The sequence below is a fragment of the Pseudomonas imrae genome (assembly GCF_046352735.2).
Classification (GTDB): Bacteria; Pseudomonadota; Gammaproteobacteria; order Pseudomonadales; family Pseudomonadaceae; genus Aquipseudomonas; species Aquipseudomonas imrae.
Map to the genome: position 1 here is coordinate 4,569,644 of NZ_CP110853.2, position 21,587 is coordinate 4,591,230.

Annotated in this window: 19 protein-coding genes, 5 tRNA genes and 2 pseudogenes; 8 read left to right on the forward strand and 18 right to left on the reverse strand. The window is 58.3% G+C overall.

The genetic code is table 11. From position 1 onward, the window contains the following. Positions 1 to 4 precede the first annotated feature (4 nt). From OQ460_RS20700 to OQ460_RS20720, 5 genes and pseudogenes are all read right to left on the reverse strand, one after another. The gene (locus OQ460_RS20700) at positions 5 to 934 is read right to left on the reverse strand and encodes a methyl-accepting chemotaxis protein (RefSeq protein ID WP_410022070.1); all 930 of its coding nucleotides are present in this window, start codon (positions 932 to 934) and stop codon (positions 5 to 7) included. After that, a pseudogene (locus OQ460_RS20705) lies at positions 911 to 2,002 on the reverse strand (methyl-accepting chemotaxis protein); the annotation flags it as partial. The gene OQ460_RS20700 and the pseudogene OQ460_RS20705, both read right to left, overlap by 24 nt. A 992-nt stretch (positions 2,003 to 2,994) precedes the next feature. Next, positions 2,995 to 3,831 (reverse strand): regulatory signaling modulator protein AmpE, encoded by an 837-nt coding sequence (ampE, locus tag OQ460_RS20710; RefSeq protein WP_410019214.1) that lies wholly within the window; start codon positions 3,829 to 3,831, stop codon positions 2,995 to 2,997. Beyond that, positions 3,828 to 4,391: a 1,6-anhydro-N-acetylmuramyl-L-alanine amidase AmpD gene (ampD, locus tag OQ460_RS20715; RefSeq protein ID WP_410019215.1), complete on the reverse strand. Its 564-nt coding sequence runs from the start codon at positions 4,389 to 4,391 to the stop codon at positions 3,828 to 3,830. Before ampD ends, ampE begins: the two co-directional genes overlap by 4 nt. Positions 4,392 to 4,538: 147 nt before the next feature. Continuing rightward, positions 4,539 to 5,930 (reverse strand): annotated as a pseudogene (locus OQ460_RS20720) (DUF1631 family protein); the annotation flags it as partial. A 243-nt stretch (positions 5,931 to 6,173) separates the two neighbouring features. Between OQ460_RS20720 and nadC the strand changes: the two are divergent. After that, complete coding sequence (gene nadC, locus OQ460_RS20725) at positions 6,174 to 7,022, forward strand: carboxylating nicotinate-nucleotide diphosphorylase (protein WP_410019216.1); 849 nt, start codon at positions 6,174 to 6,176, stop codon at positions 7,020 to 7,022. A gap of 67 nt (positions 7,023 to 7,089) precedes the next feature. On the opposite strand, the gene OQ460_RS20730 is transcribed toward nadC, so the two are convergent. The 4 genes from OQ460_RS20730 to OQ460_RS20745 form a co-directional block, all read right to left on the reverse strand. Continuing rightward, positions 7,090 to 7,395 (reverse strand): DUF6388 family protein, encoded by a 306-nt coding sequence (locus tag OQ460_RS20730; RefSeq protein WP_410019217.1) that lies wholly within the window; start codon positions 7,393 to 7,395, stop codon positions 7,090 to 7,092. Positions 7,396 to 7,532: 137 nt separating this feature from the next. Beyond that, positions 7,533 to 7,605: transfer RNA gene (locus OQ460_RS20735), tRNA-Thr, on the reverse strand. 39 nt (positions 7,606 to 7,644) lie between these two features. After that, entirely contained in the window at positions 7,645 to 9,060 is a 1,416-nt protein-coding gene (locus OQ460_RS20740; protein ID WP_410019218.1) for an O-antigen ligase family protein, read from the reverse strand. An 81-nt stretch (positions 9,061 to 9,141) separates the two neighbouring features. Further along, positions 9,142 to 9,555 carry a pilin gene (locus OQ460_RS20745; protein WP_410019219.1) on the reverse strand — a complete coding sequence of 138 codons (414 nt, stop codon included), beginning with the start codon at positions 9,553 to 9,555 and terminating at the stop codon, positions 9,142 to 9,144. Positions 9,556 to 9,804: 249 nt separating this feature from the next. Here OQ460_RS20745 and OQ460_RS20750 point away from each other — a divergent pair, with 249 nt between their 5' ends. The 4 genes from OQ460_RS20750 to yacG are packed head-to-tail and all read left to right on the forward strand — an operon-like array spanning position 9,805 to position 12,705. Then, positions 9,805 to 11,013, forward strand: a complete 1,209-nt coding sequence (locus OQ460_RS20750; RefSeq protein ID WP_410019220.1) for a type II secretion system F family protein — start codon at positions 9,805 to 9,807, stop codon at positions 11,011 to 11,013. A gap of 8 nt (positions 11,014 to 11,021) precedes the next feature. Beyond that, entirely contained in the window at positions 11,022 to 11,888 is an 867-nt protein-coding gene (locus OQ460_RS20755; RefSeq protein ID WP_410022071.1) for a prepilin peptidase, read from the forward strand. Further along, positions 11,885 to 12,508: a dephospho-CoA kinase gene (gene coaE, locus OQ460_RS20760; RefSeq protein WP_410019221.1), complete on the forward strand. Its 624-nt coding sequence runs from the start codon at positions 11,885 to 11,887 to the stop codon at positions 12,506 to 12,508. Before OQ460_RS20755 ends, coaE begins: the two co-directional genes overlap by 4 nt. Beyond that, positions 12,505 to 12,705, forward strand: a complete 201-nt coding sequence (gene yacG / locus OQ460_RS20765) for a DNA gyrase inhibitor YacG (protein WP_410019222.1) — start codon at positions 12,505 to 12,507, stop codon at positions 12,703 to 12,705. The genes coaE and yacG overlap by 4 nt, the downstream gene beginning before the upstream one ends. On the opposite strand, the gene OQ460_RS20770 is transcribed toward yacG, so the two are convergent. Both OQ460_RS20770 and OQ460_RS20775 read right to left on the reverse strand, forming a co-directional pair. Beyond that, complete coding sequence (locus tag OQ460_RS20770) at positions 12,702 to 12,917, reverse strand: hypothetical protein (protein WP_084376378.1); 216 nt, start codon at positions 12,915 to 12,917, stop codon at positions 12,702 to 12,704. The two genes, yacG and OQ460_RS20770, sit on opposite strands and share 4 nt — an antisense overlap. Positions 12,918 to 12,980: 63 nt before the next feature. Further along, complete coding sequence (locus OQ460_RS20775; RefSeq protein WP_410022072.1) at positions 12,981 to 13,670, reverse strand: energy-coupling factor ABC transporter permease; 690 nt, start codon at positions 13,668 to 13,670, stop codon at positions 12,981 to 12,983. Between the two features lie 205 nt (positions 13,671 to 13,875). On the opposite strand from OQ460_RS20775, the gene OQ460_RS20780 reads away from it, so the two are divergent. From OQ460_RS20780 to OQ460_RS20790, 3 genes are all read left to right on the forward strand, one after another. Next, the gene (locus tag OQ460_RS20780; protein WP_410019223.1) at positions 13,876 to 14,505 is read left to right on the forward strand and encodes a DUF1780 domain-containing protein; all 630 of its coding nucleotides are present in this window, start codon (positions 13,876 to 13,878) and stop codon (positions 14,503 to 14,505) included. A gap of 177 nt (positions 14,506 to 14,682) precedes the next feature. Next, positions 14,683 to 14,856, forward strand: coding sequence for a DUF3094 family protein (locus OQ460_RS20785; protein WP_410019224.1), 174 nt, complete (start codon positions 14,683 to 14,685; stop codon positions 14,854 to 14,856). 60 nt (positions 14,857 to 14,916) lie between these two features. Then, positions 14,917 to 16,215, forward strand: a complete 1,299-nt coding sequence (locus OQ460_RS20790; protein ID WP_410019225.1) for an NAD(P)/FAD-dependent oxidoreductase — start codon at positions 14,917 to 14,919, stop codon at positions 16,213 to 16,215. A 193-nt stretch (positions 16,216 to 16,408) separates the two neighbouring features. On the opposite strand, the gene OQ460_RS20795 is transcribed toward OQ460_RS20790, so the two are convergent. The 7 genes from OQ460_RS20795 to rluD all read right to left on the reverse strand — a co-directional run bounded on the left by OQ460_RS20795 (position 16,409) and on the right by rluD (position 21,503). Continuing rightward, positions 16,409 to 16,485: transfer RNA gene (locus tag OQ460_RS20795), tRNA-Pro, on the reverse strand. A 96-nt stretch (positions 16,486 to 16,581) separates the two neighbouring features. Further along, positions 16,582 to 16,657, reverse strand: a tRNA-Lys gene (locus OQ460_RS20800). A 5-nt stretch (positions 16,658 to 16,662) separates the two neighbouring features. Then, positions 16,663 to 16,739, reverse strand: a tRNA-Pro gene (locus tag OQ460_RS20805). A 9-nt stretch (positions 16,740 to 16,748) separates the two neighbouring features. Further along, positions 16,749 to 16,824, reverse strand: a tRNA-Asn gene (locus OQ460_RS20810). A 299-nt stretch (positions 16,825 to 17,123) separates the two neighbouring features. After that, positions 17,124 to 19,688 carry an ATP-dependent chaperone ClpB gene (gene clpB / locus OQ460_RS20815; protein WP_410019226.1) on the reverse strand — a complete coding sequence of 855 codons (2,565 nt, stop codon included), beginning with the start codon at positions 19,686 to 19,688 and terminating at the stop codon, positions 17,124 to 17,126. Between the two features lie 130 nt (positions 19,689 to 19,818). Continuing rightward, on the reverse strand, positions 19,819 to 20,544 hold the full coding sequence (pgeF, locus tag OQ460_RS20820) for a peptidoglycan editing factor PgeF (RefSeq protein ID WP_410019227.1): 726 nt from the start codon (positions 20,542 to 20,544) through the stop codon (positions 19,819 to 19,821). Next, positions 20,541 to 21,503 (reverse strand): 23S rRNA pseudouridine(1911/1915/1917) synthase RluD, encoded by a 963-nt coding sequence (rluD, locus tag OQ460_RS20825; protein ID WP_410019228.1) that lies wholly within the window; start codon positions 21,501 to 21,503, stop codon positions 20,541 to 20,543. Before rluD ends, pgeF begins: the two co-directional genes overlap by 4 nt. Positions 21,504 to 21,587 lie beyond the last annotated feature (84 nt).

Below are 21,587 nucleotides of genomic sequence, written 5' to 3' on the forward strand. Positions count from 1 at the left end.
GAACTCACACCCGAAACGCGCCAATCAGTTGCTTGAGTTCAATGACCTGCAAGGATAACTGCCGGCTGGCCGCTTCGGTCTGATGCGCACCCTGGGCTGCGTGTTCGCCAGCGCGATTGATTTCAACGATGTTCTGGTCAATATCCTGAGCCACTGCCGTCTGTTGCTCCACGGCGGCGGCGATCTGCTGGTTCTGATCGACGATCATGCCCACCGCACCGAGAATGTTTTCCAGGGCTGACTGGACTTTTTCCGACTGCCCGACCGTGCCACTGGCCATTTGATGGCTGCTGCCCATGGCCTTCACTGCAGCACCCACGCCATTGTGCAGCTTGGTGATCATTTGCTCGATTTCCTCGGTCGATTGCTGGGTGCGCCGCGCCAGGTTTCGCACTTCGTCCGCGACTACGGCAAAACCACGCCCCTGTTCACCCGCCCGCGCCGCCTCGATGGCGGCATTCAGCGCCAGCAGGTTGGTTTGTTCGGCAATGCTCTTGATCACCTCCAGCACCGTGCTGATCGCCTGGCTATCGATTGCCAATTGGTTGATGACCTGCACTGACTGATCGATCTCGTCCGCCAGTCGCGCAATGCTGCCTTGCTGGGATTGCACCAGGCCCCGACCGCTGAGGGTTTCATCATTGACGCTGTGAGCGCTGCTGACAGCTGCCGCTGCGCTGCGCGCCACCTCATGGGCAGTGGCAGACATCTGGTTCATGGCGGTTGCCACCTGTTCAATCTGACTGCGCTGGCTGGAAACCGCCTGGTTACTGCGAGCCGAAACCGACTCGACCTGCCTGGCCTGGTGCTCGACTTGCTGGATAGTCTGCCCGACCTGCTCGATCAAGTCGTGAATCTTGGCCACGGTGCCATTGAAGACCTGGCCCAGATCTCCCAGCTCATCACGACTGTCGCCCTTGAAGCTGACCGTCATGTCGCCCGCCGCGACTTTCTCCATCATCGCCCCCAATCGCCGTAGCGTGGTGAGGGTGGAGGCATAAAACCCGCCGTACAAATAGACGATCAGCAAGAATACCGCCGCCAGCGCTGCAACCAGCACCAGCATATGCGTGCGGTTTTGCGCCAGGCGTTGTTGCAGTTGCTGGTCGAGAAAGGACAGTGTCGCATCGTCCAATTGATAGGTCTTGGCCATCAGCCCACTGACTTCGTCGTAAAAGCCCTGCCACGGCGCATCAAGGATCTGTGCCATCACCACCTGCTCTTCGAACAGCTCGCTACCTTGCTTGAGGCTGGCCTGGCTGGCCTGGGCTGCACCATCAAGTGCGGCATGGGCGGCTTTGCTGGCCCCCAGGGCGTCCTGCAGCTTCAGGCCGTATTCGGCCTGCAGTTTTTCCAGTTGCTGCAACAACTCGTCAAAACGCGTGCTGGAGGACGAGTTGAGAAAGCCCTGCCCCAAGGAATACGCGCCCATTGCCCGCCCCTCGCCCAGGGTTTGCGTGATGTGTGGCGTGACGCCGGTAATCAGTTCGCTCAGTTGCCGTAAGTCACTTTGCGGGTCGCGGCTCAAGCCTGACTGGCTGGCGATGATCTGGCTGAACATCTGCGCCTTGTTGAGCAGCTTGCCGATCAGCGCGCTTTTGCTCAGCAAAGAGGACTCAGCTTGTTGGGACTGGAAGGCCGCAATCATTTCGTCGCGCTTGCCATCAAACTCCGCAACTTGCTGCGGATCGGCGGCCATGGTTTGCAAACCCTGCAAGCGCTGCAGCACGTTTTGCTCCAGTGCGCCGATCTTGCTTTCTATATCGCCGGCCTTGCCCGATTGCCCCAGGGTCGCGTTGATCTGCACCTGATTGTTGAGGGTTTCAAGGTCGCGGCGCAGAGCCAGGCTGCTGCCCAGCAGGTCCAGGCTCTGCAGGGCAACCTGTGTGCCCTGGAACTCGCGCCAGGAATCGCGCACCAGATAGTAATTGGTCACCAGCATCGGCAGAAAAAACAACACACTGATCAAGCTGAACTTCATGCCGAAGCTCAGGCGATTCATTAACGCGATGGCGGGATAGAGCAAGCTCTTCACAGATGGACTCCCTTTTCTTTTATTTTTATTGAGCCGCAGGGGCGGCGGCAGATTGCCACTACCGGGCGCGCTGTCTATATAGCTTAAATCGGCGGGGGGGTTTGTAACTTAAGGTTAACGCGAGGGGAAAGCGGGTTATTTGATAGGTGCGGGAATGATTTTTTGAACGGCCTAAGGGTCAGCACTTCAAGGTTGTTGAGGAGAGCAGTCGTTTGGGTTGGGGTACATATCCGTTGCTGCGGTTATGGCTGATATGGGTTCCGCCCTTACGGCGGGTCACTTTGGAAAAGCCCCAAAGTAACCAAAGGGCTCTTGCCCCACCACTCGGCACCTCGCTCAGGCTCGGTGTGCCCGCATTCAGGCATTGCTCCGTGGGCCCGCTGCCATCGGCCATCCATGGCCGGGGGCAGCTACCCCGGCATCCTGCCGGGGTGCCCACTGCGCAATACCTGCCTGCGGCCAGCGTGGTTTAACGGGGCGCCTAAGATCAAGATCACAATCAAGAGCCAGAGCAGATCAACAGACCGCTGACGTTGTCAGCGAATAAGGATGTAAAGGCAACAGCGCGTACGCTCACGATCAGGTCGGCTGTCAGGCCGCCGCGCTCTGTTTTTGATTTTGACTTTGATCTTAGGCGCCCCGTTAAACCACGCTGGCCGCAGTCCGATATTGATTTGGGGGGTAAACCGGCAGGACGCCGGTTTAGCCGCGCTGGGCCATGGATGGCCCATCGCGGCGGCCCCCCCGAATCAATGTCGGACTGCGGGCATGCCGAGCCTGAGCGAGACACCGAGTGGTGGGGCAAGAGCGCTTTTGGTTACTTTTGGGGCTCTTTTCCAAAAGTGACCCGCCGTAAGGGCGGAACCAATATCAGCCATAACCGCAGCAACGGATATGCCCCAACCCCAACCCCAACCAAACACGACCAACCTCTCAAATACCTTAAAAAGGACCGGGCCTCAGGGCAAAACCGTCCATATTGCAAACCCTGCGTACCACAGCACCGCGGCACGCAGCAGCAACTCCCACAAGCGATCAAGGCTGTTGATACCGTCGGCACCGACTATCGGTGGGGGAATCTCGCCGGCAACAAGGCCGACTTTTTCGACCAACTGTGCCGCACTGATATCCCAACTCAGCAGCTCATGCAGCATGACGCGGCTGACCGCGACAAAATTGCCCACCAGGGCGAAACTGGCGGCCAACAGGCGCACCGGCAGCCAGTCAAACGCGTGGCGCAATTGCCCGGCGCGCTCTGCCAGCATCGGGTTTTGTGCCTGCTCACTGGCCAGCGCCAGCAAGCGATAAGCCAAGGCCGCCACAGGACCTAACAGGAAATACCAGAAAATCACCGCAAAGAAACTCTGATAGGCCTGCCACAGCAAATACCCCTGGACTTTCTCCAGCAGTTGTTCGCCGCTGTCCGCGCCGATCCCCAGGTCGCGCTCGGCTACATGCTCAGCCGCTTGCAAGTCGCCACGACGCCACGCATCGCGAAACGGCCCAAGCCCGGCGAGCAGGTCACCGCGCCCCAGGCTGTAGATCACCACCAACAGATGCACCGGCAGCGCCAGCAACCCATAAGCCACCGGTTCCAGCACTAGCAATAACAGACCCAGTAGCATCACCGGCAACAAGACCAGCAACACCAGAATCAGCCATGGCTGCGTGCCCAGGCGCGAGCTGGATTCAAGCTTGGCCAGCTCGCGCAACCAGCCAGCGTCGCGTTGTACCCGCTGGCGCAAGGCCGAGAATTTCTCGATCCACACCGCCAGCAATAAAACCAGAAAACTCATTGTGCGTGTCCTCCATCCTGCAAGGCGCTGCGAAAACGCGCCCAATCAAAAGCCGGTCCAGGATCGGTCTTGCGTCCCGGGGCGATGTCGCTATGGCCACAAATGCGCTGGCGGGTGATGTCCGGATAGGCCGCCAGCAATAGGCGACTCAGTTCGATTAACGAGTGATATTGGTCATCGGTAAACGGCTGGTCGTCGGTACCTTCAAGCTCTATTCCCAGGGAAAAGTCATTGCACGTTTCACGCCCCTCGAAGATCGACACACCTGCGTGCCAGGCTCGCGCCAGGCAAGAGACAAACTGCGTCACGGCACCATCGCGCTCAATCAGAAAATGCGCCGACACCCGTAGCGCGGCAATACTTTCAAAGTAGGGATGTTCCGTGACGTCCAGGTTATTCTGGAAAAACTCCCGCACTTTGCCGGTGCCGAACTGCGCCGGCGGCAAGCTGATGTTGTGCACCACCAGCAGGGAAATCTCGCCGCCGGGACGTTCATTGAAGTTGGGCGATGGGCAATGCCGGATGCCCTGGCACCAACCACTGGTGGGGTCCAACTGCATACGGGTTCCTTGAGCAAGACTGGGGGACTCAGTATGCCGCGATCAGCCCTGTGGTTGCGATCATTTGACGCGATTGAGTTGACGCAGATTGCCGACCACCGAGGCCAGCGCTCGATCAAACAGCAGCACTTGATCCAGAGTCCGTGCCCCGCCGTTGCACGATCGCGTGTGCTGTTCAAGCAGCTCACTGCGACGTCGCTCATCATGGGTAAAGGCGGTGAATTCCTGCAATAGCCGGGAAAAAATCGTCGGATCATCACCAAACTCGTTCAGCAGGCACTGCACCACTTGCTCGATGCGCAGGTACAGACTATCGCGCTGAGGGCCGTCCAGCCTGCCCCACCCCATGGCTGCCATGCCGATTTCATTCAGCAAGCACCGCGCCGGGTGGCTGCCACGGCTGAAGAAGCTCTTGTCCAACACTGCGACTTTTAACAGAGGAATCTGCAGGCGGACGATCAGCACCTTGAGGGAATCGGGTAAGGCAGGGTCGTCAAGGATGAACTCGAACAGCATTGCGATCAGGTTGATCACGTCTTCGTCAGCAACGTCTACCACCCGCGATTTACCACTCTTGACGCTGACTCGGGTCAACAGTTCTTCCAACTGGTTGCGCAGATCAAAGTCATCCTCGGCTGCGGGTTCTGGCACGTATTGCTGTAAATGGGACAGCAAGCGCAGCAAGTCGCGAGTCGAGATTGGCTGGGCCTGGGCCCTGGCTTCCAGGGTCGGCGCCACACGACCGCGTACAGTAAACAACAGCTCTTGCAGAGCGGCGAATACCTGCTGGTCGCTATCCGCCAGGTACTCATCCACAGGACTAACCTCGACGATCGGGCTGACCCGGCTGCAACGCTCACCGGAGCGCCGCGAAGGTACCGCCTTGAGTTCGGGCAATACACCGGTGGCGACCAATAATTGATTGGCGTCGCCATACAATTGATCCGCATCGCTGAGCACGTACTGTTCAAACAGCTTGAGCATGATCAACTTGACCCGGATCTCGACTCCCAGGGTTCGCCCCGCATGCAGGAAGTACTCGCAGAGCAGCGCCGGGCCAAGAGGGTTTTTGCGTTCATCGAGCCGCTTACCCAGCAGCGCCCCCAAGCGGGCCGTCAAATGCCCAAGGGCCAGGCCGTCACGGTGTAAGGTCCTGCCCAGCATGGCTTCCAGTGCGACAGCTTTTCCGCTGTCATCAACCGACATGCCAGATTGTGCCTCGTAGGACACCTTCGGCAGCAATTACATCTCGCCCTGCCCGGCCAGCCCGAGGTTGTCGAACGCTTGGAAAAACTGCTCCATGAAGCCACGCTCGAAATTCTTGCGCTTGAGGCGCAGGTCGCGCATGGCTTCAAAGAAAATGTTCTGGTCAAAGTTGTTACGGGCCTTGTCAGCCATTTCGAACAACGTGTCATCGGCGTTATCGAACAGCTCCTGCAAACCCCGAGCAAGTTGCTGCGCCGCCTTATCACGAACCTGAAGCACAACCACCGGTAGACGGGCGAGCGGTGTCGGTGTCACCTGTGCGTCATTGTGCATCCTGGCCTCCTGAAAACGGCGGGGGTCGGTTTATCACCACAACTATCTGGACGCCACCGGTACGTCAAAGCTATGGCGCCAATTGCAAGGCGCAGGATTATCTTGCAAACAGGCCCTGTCGCGCCAGCAAACTCTGTATTTGCTTTGCAATCAGGCAGGCCTGGCCAATTGCCCCTCTCTAGCGCCTTGGGTTAGGCGCCGCCATAGCCCTATAATTGGGCCACTTTGTTTGTGGAGCCCGTTATGCCGAATCTACGTCTCGCCGACCTGACCGCCGAAATCGAAGCCAACGTGCGCCGCGCATTGTTGGAGGACGTCGGCAGCGGCGACATCACCGCGCAACTGATCCCGGCCGAACGGCTGGCCAAAGCCACGATCATCACCCGCGATGCCGCGGTCATCAGTGGTACCGCCTGGGTCGATACCGTGTTCCGTCAACTCGATCCGCGTGTCGCCGTGCATTGGCAAGTGCACGATGGCGAGCGCGTCAGCCCCGACCAGGTGTTGTTCCACCTCGAGGGCCCCGCTCGCTCGTTGCTGACCGGTGAACGTAGCGCGTTGAATTTTTTGCAACTGCTGTCAGGCGTTGCAACGCGTGCGCAGTACCTTGCGGATTTTGTCGCCACCACGCAGGTCAAGCTGCTGGACACTCGCAAGACGCTGCCGGGCCTGCGACTGGCGCAAAAATATGCGGTGACCTGCGGCGGTTGCCACAATCACCGCATCGGCCTGTACGACGCCTTCCTGATCAAGGAAAACCATATCGCCGCCTGCGGGGGCATTGCCCAAGCCATCGAGGCCGCCCACAGAATTGCCCCGGGCAAGCCGGTGGAGGTCGAGGTGGAAAGCCTGCAGGAACTGCGCGAAGCACTGGCGGCGGGTGCCGATATCATCATGCTGGATGAATTGAGCCTGGATGACATGCGCGAGGCGGTGCGATTGAACGGCGGCAAGGCCAAGCTGGAAGCCAGCGGCGGAATCAATGAACGCACGTTGCTGCCGATTGCCGAAACTGGTGTGGACTACATCTCTATTGGTGCGATGACCAAGGATGTGAAGGCGGTGGACTTGTCGATGCGCCTTAGCATCTGAAGAGGCCGCACGCTGCAAGAGGGTCGGTGACCACTTGCAGCGTGCGGCTTGTCGCTTGTTGCTGGTTTCAGACCACCAGATTGTTCATCTCGCAGTACTCGTTCCACTCGACACCCAGCACTTCAGCGGCCTCTTTGTGCAAGACCAGACGTGCCGCTTCAAATTCCTCCGGCGTGCTGGTGTACTTAAGGGTCAATTCCCAGGGCTGCAAGCCCTGGCTCTCGGCCTCGTCCTCGAATGCCCACTGGATCTGGTCGCGCTGATCATCGGCGCTCAGCTCCTTGATCTCTTGTTTAAGCTGCGGCGATTCCTCAAGGTATTTATCGAGGGCTGCCTGGTGCCGAACTTCCTGGGTCATTTCTGTCGTGGTCATGTCGTTCTCTTAGATCGAGGAATGGGGATGCATCTGGGTCATCAAGGTCGCGCAGATACAAAAGAACGGGCATGAATACCGGTTCATCTGGCCTTCAGAACCATTCTGGGATCATCTGAAAACTGTGGTGCCTTTTTTGCCCGAGACAGGAGTCGAACCTGCGACCTTCGCGTTACGAGTGCGCTGCTCTACCAACTGAGCTACACGGGCGGTGGGCTAAAGCTAGCACTGCCTTGGACGTCCGGCAACTCAGCGCCCTTCATGGGCAATGACGCCCTGGACCCAGAAACGTGGCTGCAGATGCGTTTTGCCGGCGTCCATATATTGCTGGTTGCGCTCCTTGGTGTAAGGCAGGTCCCGGCAAGCAACAAATATCAGCAATGCCACTGACAACGCAGCCAGCACCGTCCACGCCCTATACAGCGAAGGTATTGCCCTGCCGGGGACTTGCCACGGATGCAATGCCATCAACCAGCCTACCACCAGCGCCAACCATAATTGCGAGTTGGGCATTACGATGACGCCATCGACCATCGATTGGGCCAGTGCGCCGATCAGCGCGGCGAATAGACACAGACGCAGCAGGTCTGCCGATACCCGTGTCTGCGCGCGCTGGTGTACAACCATGAGGGTTGCCCAGGATGCACGCAAGGCCAAGACCATTACACACAGGGCTGACGGCACGCCCCATTCGCTGGCCCATTGCAAAATAGCCTGATGCGGATGAGCAGCGACAGGGTTGGCAATATCGGCAAAATGCATCGGCCCAAAACCTGACAATGGCCGCTCACGAATCATGTCCCACGCTTGCCACCAGATGACCTCCCGGTTCGAAAGGCTTGCCGTCAGGCGTTCATCCGCAAAATTGGAAACTTCCACGCCCAGGTGCCGCGCCAGTACGCTGAACAGCAACCAGTAGAAAAACAGTCCACAGCCCAGTGCAGTGACTTGCCAGGCGAGCCAGCGACGGCCCCAGGGCCCCAGGAAAACCAGGACCATGGCCGCAGCCCCCATGCCAAGCCAGGTACCACGGGTGCCGCCACTGATCGCGATCAGCCACCAGGCACACAACAGCACGAACACCAGGCCGCGCGCAGTACGCGAGGTGGTCGAGAGCAGCAAGGGCAATGCCAGCAGCGGCAAGGTAAAGGTCTGGAACTGGCCATAAAAGCGCTTATTGGAAAAACCCGAGAGCAACAGGTCCATATCCAGTATCGACGCACCTCGGGTAAACGCCAGGAAGGCCGAGTGGCCGTACTGAAGGCTTTTTATCAAGCACAGCAGCAGCACAAACAGAATCAGTACACGATCAAGGGTTTCGTCACCATTGCGCCGCAACACGGCAAAAGCTACGGCGATAGACCCGCAGGTGATCAGCAGCGCCCATTCAGTCAACGCCCAGAGCGGCTGATGCGCAAACCCCACAGACACCAGGCCCAACCCCAGAATGATCACCAGCCCGATAGACGTAGGCCTGTCTATCAATAGCTGCTCGCGGTGAGCGGTGGCCATCGACATCCCATAAAGCAGCGCACACAACCCAATACTGATCTGCACTGTGCGTTGCCAGTCGTGGGTGCTGAAAGAGGCGGTGATACATAGCGTCAGCAGACACAACGCCACCACCAGAAACACACGTCCTCGTTGCTGCGTGGATAACGTCATGGGCGACTTCTACATCCTTGTGGAGGGGGTGGGTGAACCGGACACTGCCTTGATAACGTTCGGCTTGCCCGGTTCAAGCTGTCATGCGCCGCCAGCTGTACAGCCTTTTGCAGCATATTGCTCTTCGACCGTGGTGACGCACTTCCAACCGTCGGTGGCACTGCGGGTCAAAGTAATGGTCTTGCCCAGGACAAGCGGCGGTGCATCGAGGATCTCACAGGCAATCGAGCCTGCACCCGTGGCGAGATCGCCCGTGACGGTAATTGCACAATTGGCCGTCGGGCTGGTACCGCCGATCAATGGCAGCGTCGGCGCGGTGCCCTGGTTGAAGGTGTCTTCAAAACCGGCCTTCAATGCCGAGACTTCAGCCAAGCCCGCAGTGAACTTCGCCTTGGCCTGGTGCTTGGTATACATGGGCAAGCCAATCGTGGCCAAAATCCCGATGATCGCTACAACGATCAACAACTCGATCAGGGTAAATCCTTTCTGACGCATTACTTTCACTCTCCAGAATAAAACAGCATGCAAGGCACATCCTGCGCCCGGCTCTCAGCAGCCACGCCAGTGTACTCATCCATGCCGGACCAATCCCTCACAAGACGTACAATCTGACATTTTTCCACCCTGTGCGGGCCTGACGGACACAAGCGCCTGACTAAGCTGTATAGCTTCACCTGTCCACTTGCGGTAGCGCGAAATGAACAATCTGCTCCTCGACACGACAAGCATTGGTGTGACCAAGCCATGAACAACGCGCCAACCACCTATGCTTGGGAAGGCACCCTTCACAATGGCCGTAAAGTATCCGGCGAAACCCGCGGCCACAACCCCGCGCTGATCAAGGCACAACTACGCCGCCAAGGCATCAATCCGAGCCGGGTTCGCGTAAAATCCGCCGTACTTTCAAGCCTGAGAAGCCCTGTAAGCCCCACCGAAATCACGCTCTTCACTCGGCAACTGGCGACACTTTCAAAAGCCGGTATTCCCATGCTGCAAGCGTTCGATATCATCGGCGACGGTTTCGACAACCGGCACATGCGCTCATTGCTGCAGGAGTTGAAGCAAGACATCGCTGCCGGCAGCAGCCTGTCGCTGGCGCTGCTGAAAAAGCCACATTACTTCGATACGCTGTATTGCAACCTGATCGCGGCCGGCGAGCTGGCCGGAGCCCTGGAAATCCTGCTGGAACGCGTCGCGACCCATTTGGAAAAGAGCCAACGACTCAAGGCCAGGATCAGGAAAGCCATGACGTATCCGCTGGTGGTATTGATCGTAGCCACGCTCGTCAGCAGCATTTTGCTGATTCACGTAGTGCCGCAGTTCCGAGGGCTGTTTGCCGGGATCGACACGCCACTGCCGGGCTTCACCTTGACGGTTATCGCGCTGTCGGAGTTTCTCCAGCACAGCTGGTGGATGCTGCTCATGGCCTTGTGTGCCAGTGTTTTGGGGCTGCGCCACGGCTATCGTCACTCATCTGGATTTCGCCTGTGGCTGGATACCGGTTTGTTGAAAGTACCGCTGGCAGGCACACTGCTGAAAAAGTCAGCCGTTGCCCGGTACGCGCGCACGCTCTCGACTACTTTTTCGGCCGGAGTACCGCTGGCACAAGCACTGGATTCGGTGGCAGGAGCCACCGGTAACGGGTTATTCAAACAGGCAATCAACCGTATGCGCCAGGATGTGGCCACAGGGATGCAATTGAACACAAGCATGGCCGCCAGCGGGCTGTTTCCCGGCATGGCAATTCAAATGACTGTCATCGGTGAAGAGTCCGGCACCCTGGACAGCATGCTGGAAAAGGTCGCCAGTCACTACGAAGCGGACGTGGATAATCTGGTGGACAACCTGACCAGCCTCATGGAACCGCTGATCATGCTGGTGCTTGGCAGCATTGTCGGGGCACTGGTGATCGCCATGTACCTGCCGATCTTCCAGCTCGGCACGGCGTTCTGAACATGACGCTGAGCCAACTACTGACCCAGCAGCCTTGGGTATTCATATGGAGCGCGCTGGTGCTCGGCTTGATCGTCGGCAGCTTTCTCAATGTGTTGGCATGGCGCCTGCCAATAATCCTGGAACGGGATTGGCGCGCCCAGGCCCGCGACATCCTCGGGCTTGAGCACGAACCGGTCGGCGCAACCTACAACCTGATGCACCCTGGCTCCCGCTGCCCACACTGTGCCCAGCCGATTCGTCCCTGGGAAAACATCCCGCTGCTCAGTTACCTGCTGCTTAAAGGTCGCTGTGCGCACTGCAAAGCCTCCATCAGTGCGCGCTACCCCCTCACCGAGTTGGCATGCGCGCTTGTCTCGGCTTTCGTTGCCTGGCATTTCGGCTTTGGCTGGGCGGCGGGCGCCGTGTTGCTGCTGAGCTGGGGATTGCTGGCCATGAGCCTGATCGATGCCGATCATCAACTGTTGCCCGACGTGCTGGTCTTGCCGCTGCTTTGGCTCGGGCTGATCCTCAATTCCTTTGGCCTGTTCACTTCTCTGTCCGACGCACTTTGGGGTGTCATTGCCGGCTACCTGAGCCTGTGGTCGGTATTCTGGGTATTCAAACTGGTCACCGGAAAGGACGGGATGGGCCAAGGGGACTTCAAGCTGCTGGCCATGCTCGGCGCCTGGGGGGGCTGGCAAATCCTGCCGATGACACTGTTGCTCGCTTCGCTGGCCGGCACCATATCGGGGTTGATACTGATGCGCCTGCGCGGCACCCAGACATCAGCGCCCCTGGCTTTCGGGCCTTATCTGGCCACTGCCGGCTGGATTGCATTGCTCTGGGGTGGTCAAATAACCAACTTCTATTTGCAGTCCGCCGGTTTCAGATGACCACTTCTACTGTGACACCTTGGGTTCTTGGCCTCACTGGCGGCATCGGCAGCGGCAAAAGCGCAGCGGCCCAGCACTTCATCGACCTTGGCGTCGACCTTATCGACGCCGACCACGCTGCCCGCTGGGTAGTGGAGCCCGGCCGGCCGGCGCTGGCGAGTATCGTCGAGCATTTTGGCGCCGAGATCCTGCTGCCTGATGGCCAGTTGGATCGTGCGGCCTTGCGCAAACGTATTTTCCAGGTGCCGGATGAGCGCCGCTGGTTGGAAGCACTCCTGCATCCACTGATTGGCGACGAGATTCGCAGCCATCTGGCCCGCGCCCGATCGCCGTATGCGATTCTGGTCTCGCCACTGCTGATTGAGTCCGGCCAGAACCGCATGACCCAGCGCATCCTGGTAATCGACGTGCCGCAATCGCTACAGATTCAACGTACCCTGCAGCGCGACGGCATCAGCGAAGAACAGGTGCAGGCAATCCTCAAGGCCCAGTCCAGCCGGGAAGAGCGCCTGAACCATGCCGATGACGTGCTGGTCAATGACCGAGACCTCGCCTGGTTGCACAGCGAGGTCGAGCGATTGCACCATTTTTACCTAACTTTGCGTGGAGGCCGAACATGAGCCAACCTTTGACCGTCGACTGCCCAACCTGCGGTGCGCCCGTGGAATGGAAAGCGACCAACCTCAACCGACCGTTCTGCTCGGACCGTTGCAAACTGATCGACCTGGGCGCCTGGGCAGCTGAAGAACACAAGATTCCCATTGCACGGGACGCTGAAGACGAACTGTTCTCCGAAGACCTGCCGCCGCGCCATTAAGGACGCATAAAGGCATATTCCTGCTGGTCATCGAGGTTCTCCGCAAGGTATTGCAACTCGTCGGCCAGGTCCTCGAAACTGCGTACGCCCTTGCTCTGCTGCACCACTGCACTGAGCAGGGCTCGCAGTGTCAAACCCGGGTCAAAGCCGATTTCCTGCGCTGCATCCTGACTTCGGCGCAACTCCTGCCGTGCCCACTCGTACACACTCATGATCATGCTCCTGAAAGTTTCGCAAAGCATGAGACCACTTGCGCCTCCAGGATTTGATTTGGATCAAGGCCGCGAATCGTCGTCCTTCCAGGGCGCCGAGAGGTAGCGCGTGCGGTTGAAGGTCTCCAGCCACTCCGGGCAAAACACCACTAGCGCACTGATCACTACGCCATTGATAAACGCCTCGGGAAAGATAATCAGCCACAAGTAGCCGATGAAGTCCTCAATCCATTCCGGCATTGCGAAACGACCGTCCAGCCAAAGCAGTCCGAGTCCCGCCAACAGGCACAACAACGCCGATAGTGCAGCGGCAAAAAAACCTGAACAGAAGATGTATACGAAGGGGTTTCGCGGCTGAGCCCGCTCCACCAGTAATGCGCACGCTTCAGTCACCAGCACAGGCAGCAGAATAAGGAGCATGCCATTGACCCCGACTGCGGCCAGGTCCTGACGACCGAGCACAACCAAACCCATCTGGGCCGCCAGCCCACCGACAATTGCCAGGGGCCAGTCGAGCAACAGAGTCACTGCGGTCATACCGATAAAGTGATAGGACACACCCGTGTCGAAATCCCGGCGTACCAACCACAACATGAACAACGCGAACACCGTACCGAATAACAAGTGTTGGCGCCGTCGGTCGGAAAACAGCTCGACCCAGGGTGAACGCAGGATCGCCCACATCACCAAAGGCGCATACAGCAGCCAGCCAACGCTGAGGGTTTCCGGTGCCAGGACAGTAGCGCTGATCACGGCTGAAATAGCTCCAACGACCGACGCACATGGATGGCCGCGTAGCCTGACCGTCGAGCCGACATCGGCAAAATGCCTGGAAATATCACTACGGAACACTTCATCGCGAACTCCTTGCGCGAGACCACTGAGCGAATGGCCAGTCTACACCGAGCTTTTGAAGCAGGACTTCCTTCAGTCATCATTTGAACGCTAAGCTTGGGCCATGGATGACTCAGATTATTTGCGCCTGCTCACCATAGCGGCCGAACAAGCCAATGCGTTCCTGTCCAATGCCCGCAAATGGGAACGCGAGCGTTGGGTCTGCCAGCGTCTGCTGCAAGGCTTGAACGTACCCTATCGCGCCGAAGAGTTTCACGCCGCAGGGCAAGAGCCGCCTGACGTGCTGTTTCGCGACGCCAGTTTCGAAGTGTTTTTTGTTCTCGACGAAGGTCGGCGCCTCAATGACGAATGGCGCGACGAGTTGCTGCGCCGGCGCAGTGCATTCTCCCTGAGCCAACTGGTGCGGCGCGAAGCCAAACCCAAGCGCATACCCGCCCACGAGTTTCTAATGCGCCTGGCGCCAACCCTGCGCAAGAAAGCTCACAACTATAAAGAGCGCGGCATGGATCTGGGAGATCTGGACATCATTGCCTTCGCCAGCCTGAAGCGCGAAGTATTGGATCTCAACAGCCACTTCCCGCCCCCCACCGAATATTTGCGCCAAGGTTGGCGCTCGCTGTCCCTGGTCGGACCGACGTTTGCCAGGGTTCTGTTCGCGCATCCCGACGCCCCGGACTTTCTGCGTAACAATCTGGGACGCAGTATTGTGTTTGACGTCGGTATCAGCCTTTGAGGCTGACCAGCAACATGGCGAAACCCCAAGCCTGGGAATACAAAGAGCAAACGTTTTTCGACTGTCGATTGCTGATGAACGCAAGCCCCGAGGTTCAACGACTATGCTTCTGGCAATGCCCAAGCTCGCTTGGTGTAACGTTCACTGCTTTTGCAACGTCTACCTGACGAGGCCCTTATGACCAGCCGCCTGAACCCCGACGACCAACAGCATGTCGAAGAATACCTGCAACTGTCCCAGCACCAGGTTGAGCGCCAGCCCTTCCGGCCTTGGCTGCTCCTTGGAGTGATACTGGCGGTGGTGATCGCCCTGGGTCTGTTGAGCCGTTTTCTGAGTTACCTGACGCTATGAGCTGCCTTGCGCTCGCACGGGTAATTGCACCGATTTCTTTTAGCCTTGCGAGATACCCCCATGACCCATCGTATTATTATCGTCGGCGGCGGCGCCGGCGGCCTGGAGTTGGCTACCCGCCTGGGTAAAACTCTGGGCAAGCGCGGCACCGCCAGCATCACGCTGGTGGACACCAACCTGACCCATATCTGGAAGCCTCTGCTGCACGAGGTAGCCGCCGGCTCGCTGAACTCCTCTGAAGACGAGCTCAATTATGTCGCCCAGGCAAAATGGAACTACTTCGAGTTCCAGTTGGGGCGCATGAGTGGGCTGGATCGTGAACAGAAGAAAATCCAACTGGCCGCAACCCTTGATGAAGAGGGCCGGGAACTGGTGCCAGCGCGGGTCTTGAATTATGACAGCCTGGTGATTGCCGTCGGCAGCACCACCAACGACTTCGGCACCGAAGGCGCGGCACAACACTGCCTGTTCCTCGATACCCGCAAGCAAGCTGAACGCTTCCACCAGCAATTGCTCAACCATTACTTGCGCGCCCATGCAGGGCAAACCGACGCGGTGGAACAGATTAGCGTGGCGATCGTTGGCGCAGGCGCTACCGGTGTCGAACTGGCCGCCGAGCTGCACAATGCCGCTCATGAACTGGCGGCCTACGGCCTGGACAAGATCAAGCCGGAAAACATGCATATCACCCTGATCGAAGCCAGCCCGCGGGTGCTGCCTGCCCTGCCGGAACGTATTGGCGCGCCTGTGCATAAAACTCTTGAGAAGCTCGGAGTGACCGTAATGACCAACTCGGCAGTGAGCGAAGTCACCGCCGACAGCCTGATCACCAGCAGCGGCCAGGTGATTCCAGCAAGTCTCAAGGTCTGGGCCGCAGGTATCCGCGCCCCGGCGTTTCTCAAGGACATCGATGGCCTGGAAACCAACCGCATCAATCAGTTGCAAGTACTGCCGACATTGCAGACTACACGCGACGAAAACATCTTCGCCTTTGGTGACTGTGCCGCCTGCCCGCAACCGGGCACTGATCGCAACGTACCGCCCCGGGCGCAGGCCGCTCATCAGCAGGCGTCGCTGTTGGCCAAGTCGCTGAAATTGCGCATCGAAGGCAAGACGCTGCCCACCTACAAGTACACCGATTACGGTTCGCTGATCTCGCTGTCGCGCTTTTCGGCTGTGGGCAACTTGATGGGCAACCTGACAGGCAGCGTGATGCTGGAAGGTTGGCTGGCACGGATGTTTTATGTGTCGCTGTACCGCATGCATCAGATGGCGCTGTACGGGTTCTTCCGCACAGCGATGTTGATGCTGGGCAGCAAGATTGGACGAGGCACCGAGCCGCGTCTCAAACTGCACTGATACCACGGTCCCGGATGGGACTCGATCAATGTGGGAGGGGGCTTGCTCCCGATTGCGGTGGTTCAGTCAAACATTTAGCGACTGACACACCATAATCGGGAGCAAGCCCCCTACCACATTTGATCTGCGGTGCTTTCAGGATTTGTACAGGCAAAAAAAATCCCTGCATCTTTCGATACAGGGATTTTCAATATGGTCGGGGTAAGGGGATTCGAACTCCTGACATCCTGCTCCCAAAGCAGGCGCGCTACCGGACTGCGCTATACCCCGGTAAAAAAAAGGCGACCTTTTCAAGTCGCCTTCTTCGATCAGCGCTTTTGGCCTCTGATCTTAAGATCTGATTCCAGCGTTAACTGGTTTCAAAAATGGTGGGTCGTGTGGGATTCGAACCTACGACCAATTGGTTAAAAGCCAACTGCTCTACCAACTGAGCTAACGACCCAAATATGGTCGGGGTAAGGGGATTCGAACTCCTGACATCCTGCTCCCAAAGCAGGCGCGCTACCGGACTGCGCTATACCCCGGTTTGAAATTGGCTCCGTGACCAGGACTCGAACCTGGGACCCAATGATTAACAGTCATTTGCTCTACCGACTGAGCTATCACGGAACTACATATTTCAAAGTACTACGTTACCGCTTGTTACCTTCTCTTCGACTTGCCCGTATCGCTACGTTCATGCCTCTGAGGCGCGCTATTCTACAATCTTAAAAACCCCTGTCAACCCTTTAAATTGCTTTTAAGACAATGATTTGCGCTTCTTTCTGATTTCTCCTTGGGGAGAAGAAACCCGTGGGCTGACGTTGCTGCGGGGCGCACTTTACAAGCCTTTGCCTTACAGTTCAACGCCCTATCGAAAAAAAAGGCCCTGCAATGCAAGGCCTCTTCTATTTCGGTACTGCCAGCGCTTAGTGGAAGACTATCTCGTCGTTCGCCACCGTGGCTGTAACGCTGGTGCCCGGCATAAAGCTGCCCGACAGGATCAGCTGTGCCAGCGGGTTCTCGATCCAGCGCTGGATCGCACGCTTCAATGGCCGTGCGCCATACACCGGGTCGTAACCGACTGCGATCAGCCTGTCCAACGCCTCCTGGCTCAGCTCCAGCGACAACTCGCGCTCGGCCAGGCGACTGCGCAGGCGACCCAACTGAATTTCGGTGATACCCGCGATCTGATCCCGCGCCAGTGGCTCGAAGATCACCACCTCGTCGACCCGGTTGATAAATTCGGGGCGGAAATGGGTCGTCAGCGCATCCATAACTGCCGCGCGCTGGGCCTCACGATCCCCGACCAGCTCCTGGATCTGTACCGAACCCAGGTTGGAAGTCATCACGATCACCGTATTGCGGAAATCCACGGTCCGCCCGTGACTGTCCGTCAGGCGGCCATCCTCGAGCACCTGCAGCAACACGTTGAACACATCCGGGTGGGCCTTTTCGACCTCATCCAGCAGGATTACCGCGTAAGGCTTGCGCCGTACCGCTTCGGTCAGGTAGCCGCCCTCTTCGTAACCTACATACCCTGGCGGCGCCCCGATCAAGCGGGCTACGGAATGTTTCTCCATGAACTCGGACATATCGATACGCACCATGGCCTCTTCGGTATCGAAAAGGAACTCTGCCAAAGCCTTGCACAGCTCCGTCTTACCCACACCGGTCGGGCCGAGGAACATGAACGAGCCACTCGGACGGTTCGGGTCGGACAAGCCGGCCCGGGAGCGCCTTACTGCGTTGGACACCGCCACCACGGCCTCTTCCTGGCCAATGACGCGCTGGTGCAACAGGCTTTCCATCTTCAACAGTTTGTCGCGCTCGCCTTCAAGCATTTTCGACACGGGAATACCGGTCCACTTGGAAACGACCTCGGCGATTTCTTCCTCGGTCACCTTGCTGCGCAGCAACTGGTTTTCACTGTGGCCATGCTGGTCGACCATTTGCAGGCTGCGCTCCAGGTCCGGAATCACGCCGTACTGCAACTCGGCCATGCGGTTCAGGTCGCCTTTACGGCGTGCGGCCTCCAGCTCCTGACGTGACTGCTCGATTTTTTGCTGGATCTGCGCGGATCCCTGTACTTCGGCCTTTTCCGAGGTCCAGATTTCCTCCAGATCCGAATACTCACGCTCCAGACGGACGATTTCTTCCTTGAGTTTCTCCAGGCGTTTCTTCGCCGCGTCGTCATCTTCTTTTTTCAGCGCCTGGGATTCGACTTTCAATTGAATCAGGCGCCGCTCCAGGCGATCCAGCACCTCAGGCTTGGAGTCGATCTCCATGCGGATGCGGCTGGCCGCTTCATCAATCAAATCGATGGCCTTGTCCGGCAACTGACGGTCAGTAATGTAGCGGTGGCTCAGCTTGGCCGCCGCAATGATCGCGCCGTCGGTGATCGCCACCTTATGGTGGACTTCATAGCGTTCTTTCAAGCCACGCAGGATCGCAATGGTGTCTTCTTCGCTTGGCTCTTCCACCAACACTTTCTGGAAGCGACGCTCCAGGGCCGCGTCCTTTTCAATGTACTGGCGATATTCGTTGAGTGTAGTGGCCCCCACGCAATGCAATTCACCCCGGGCCAGTGCAGGCTTGAGCATATTGCCGGCATCCATGGAGCCTTCTCCCTTGCCGGCGCCAACCATTGTGTGCAGCTCGTCGATAAACAGAATGATCTGCCCTTCCTGCTTCGACAGCTCATTAAGCAGGGATTTGAGGCGCTCTTCGAACTCGCCCCGGAACTTCGCACCCGCGATCAACGCCCCCATGTCCAGGGAAAGCAAGCGCTTGCCCTTGAGGCCGTCCGGCACTTCACCATTAATGATGCGCTGGGCCAGACCTTCGGCAATCGCGGTTTTACCCACGCCGGGCTCACCGATCAGCACAGGGTTGTTCTTGGTGCGACGCTGCAGGACCTGGATGGTGCGACGGATTTCATCGTCACGGCCGATCACCGGGTCCAGCTTGCCGTCTTCAGCGCGTTTGGTCAGATCGACGGTGTATTTATCCAGGGCCTGACGCGACTCCTCATGATTGGGGTCGTTCACCGCCTCGCCACCACGCAGATTGTTGATGGCATTTTCCAGGGCTTTTTTGCTGACGCCCTGGCCCAGCAACAACTTGCCGAGTTTGCTGTTGTCATCCATGGCCGCAAGCAATACTAGCTCGCTGGAAATGAACTGGTCGCCCTTCTGCTGGGCCAGGCGGTCTGCTTGATTGAGCAGGCGCGCCAAGTCCTGGGACATGTTCACGTCGCCCGTGGGATTCTGGATTTTCGGCAGTTGGTCGAGCTCTTTGCTCAACTCCTTGCGCAGACTGTTGACATCAAAGCCCACCTGCATCAACAGAGGTTTGATAGACCCCCCCTGCTGCTCCAGGAGCGCCTGCATCAAGTGCGCAGGCTCAATGGCCGGATGGTCGAGGCCAACCGCCAGGGACTGGGAATCCGATAACGCCAACTGTAATTTGCTGGTTAAACGATCAATACGCATTAGTCACCTTCCTTTTGAGCAGGCCGGAGCTATAAAACAATCCTGATGAAGAAACCTGCCAGATACCCTTATAGATGGGGTGGATTCTGGAAGAATCAAGCTGTCGGTATTTGATATGGATCAGGAGAGTCTAGCGTTCGAGCCAGATAAGGGAGGCAAATCGTCCGGTGCGAGGGCTGCGCCGGTAAGAAAAGAAGCGCGGATCGGTCACGGTGCAGAAACCGCCACCGTAGACCGCCATTACACCGTGAGCAGCCAGGCGCAGGCGGGCCAACTGATAGATATCAGCCATCAGCTTGCCCGGTTTTTGGCTGGGGACGAAGGCTTCCGATGTTTGCGGATGCCTCTGTATAAAGGCTTCACGTACTTCCAGGCCGACTTCGAAGGCTTGCGGGCCAATGGCCGGGCCCAGCCAGACCAGTATTTCGCCAGGCTCGACTTGCAGACTGTCGACCGCCGCCTCCAGCACGCCTGCCGCCAACCCACGCCAGCCGGCATGAGCAGCCGCGACTCGCGTACCGTCTCGCGTGCAGAACAATGCCGGCAGGCAATCAGCAGTCATTGCCGTGCAGGCGATGCCAGGGGTTCGAGTCCAACTACCATCGGCTTCGGCAATCCGTCCTGGATCGGCTTCGACCACGCTCACACCATGGACTTGGCGCAACCAGGCCGGCTGGATATTGAACACGTCGCCAAGACGACGGCGATTATCAAGGACGGCCTCATGGTCGTCCTCGACATGATCGCCAAGGTTGAGGCTATCGAACGGCGCCAGACTGACGCCGCCCGCACGCGTGGTGACGCAGGCTTTCACCCCGATCGGCGCAGGCCAGTCAGGAATCAGCCAGTCACTCACCCGACAAACGCCTCACGATCCTGCTTGAGCAGCGACAACAACCAGACAAAATCGTCCGGCAATGGCGATTCCCAGCTCATTCGCTTACCGCTCGTCGGATGATCCAGTTCCAGGAAGCGTGCATGCAGTGCCTGGCGCGGGAACGTCTTGAGTGATTCGACCATGGTCTGGCTGGCTGCCGGGGGAATACGGAAGCGGCCGCCATAGGCCGGATCACCGACCAACGGAAAGTTGATATGTGCCATGTGTACCCGAATCTGGTGGGTACGACCGGTTTCCAGCTTCACCCGCACATGTGTATGGGAACGGAAACGCTCCAGTACGCGATAATGGCTGACGGCCTGCTTGCCGCCCTCCATCACCGCCATGCGCTGACGCTGCTGGCCGTGGCGACCAATGGGTGCATTGATCTTGCCACCGGCCACCACCACACCGATCACGATGCATTCGTAGATCCGGCTGACGCTGCGGCTCTGCAATTGTGTTACCAACTGCGTCTGCGCTTGAATGGTCTTGGCCACCACCATCAGACCGGTAGTGTCCTTGTCCAGGCGGTGGACAATGCCGCAGCGCGGGACATTGATGATGTCCGGCACATGGTGCAACAGGGCATTGAGCAAAGTGCCATCAGCGTGCCCGGCCGCCGGGTGAACCACCAGGCCTGCGGGTTTGTTGATGACCAGGATGTCGTCGTCTTCATAGACGATATCCAGCTCGATGTCCTGGGCAATCCATTCTCCCTGGGCTTCCTGCTCGGCAGTCAGCTCAAGAATCGCACCGCCATGCACTATGTCTCGCGGGCGGATTACCGCTCCATCCACAGTCAGGCGGCCGTCTTTGATCCAGGCGGAAAGGCGCGAGCGCGAGTGCTCAGCGAATAATTGTGCGGCGACTTGATCGAGGCGTTGGCCGCCCAATTCGGACGGCACCTCTGCGCTAAGTTCAATTTTATCGGACATGCTCAGACTAGGCGTGGCACAGCCTTTGGTTTCGGCTGCGCGCTTGTGGTTAAATACGGCGTCTTTTGCCCCGAGGCTTTCAAC